Origin of the sequence: Solihabitans fulvus (genome assembly GCF_008386585.1) — a bacterium.
Lineage (GTDB): Bacteria > Actinomycetota > Actinomycetes > Mycobacteriales > Pseudonocardiaceae > Solihabitans > Solihabitans fulvus.
This window is the reverse complement of the sequence record NZ_VUOB01000389.1, coordinates 1-425: the sequence shown is the minus strand read 5'-3', so window position 1 is coordinate 425 and position 425 is coordinate 1. Positions and strand designations below refer to the sequence as shown.

The 425-nt window shown below is 50.4% G+C and carries 1 protein-coding gene; it reads left to right on the top strand.

The window, feature by feature from the left end:
* Positions 1-25: 25 nt before the first annotated feature.
* Positions 26-425, top strand: a 400-nt coding sequence (locus F0L68_RS46135; RefSeq protein WP_149855478.1) for an uL10 family ribosomal protein, incomplete at its 3' end; no start/stop codon positions are given.

The following is a 425-nucleotide window of genomic DNA, read 5'->3' as shown; positions in this document are numbered from 1 at the left end:
AGCTTCTGAAGCCACCCTTCTCAACATGTTGAACATCTCTCCATTCTCATATGGTCTTGTTGTTAAGCAGGTATATGATTCTGGAACTATTTTTGCACCTGAAATTCTGGACATCAAACCAGAAGATCTCCGTGCCAAGTTCCAAGCTGGAGTTGCTAATGTAGCTGCTCTTTCTTTGGCTATTGGTTACCCAACTATTGCTTCAGCCCCGCATTCCATTGCCAATGGTTTCAAGAACCTTTTGGCCATCGCTGCTGTCACAGAGGTTGAGTTTGAAGAAGCTACCACCATCAAGGAGTTCATTAAGGACCCATCAAAGTTCGCTGCAGTTGCTGCCGCGGTGGCACCGTCCGCCGCCGCTGCTCCGGCTGAGAAGGAGGGGGAAGACGGATCGGAGCCATGTCGGGCTGTGGGCCAAGGAGTTG